The following is a 240-nucleotide window of genomic DNA, read 5'->3' on the forward strand; positions in this document are numbered from 1 at the left end:
CTCGCATGGCGAATGCCACACTACCATCGGCGCTACCGCGTTTCACTTCTGAGTTCGGCATGGGATCAGGTGGTTCCACGGCGCTATGGCCGCCAGGCAAAAACTTCAATCTCGGAAAGCTGACGTGTATAACGACTTGGCCTTAATGGCTGTCGCTATCACTGAATTTTTTAAGTAGTTCGCTTGGTATTTGCTACAAGGCCAGAAACACTTCTTGGGTGTTGTATGGTTAAGCCTCAC

The 240-nt window shown here is 50.0% G+C and carries 1 rRNA gene; it reads right to left on the minus strand.

The annotated features are described in order from the left end of the window. Positions 1-3 precede the first annotated feature (3 nt). Positions 4-97: ribosomal RNA gene (gene rrf, locus MM194_RS21890) — 5S ribosomal RNA — on the minus strand. Positions 98-240: the final 143 nt, after the last annotated feature.

The sequence above is a fragment of the Aeromonas sp. MR16 genome, from assembly GCF_022549315.1.
Classification (GTDB): Bacteria; Pseudomonadota; Gammaproteobacteria; order Enterobacterales; family Aeromonadaceae; genus Aeromonas; species Aeromonas aquatica.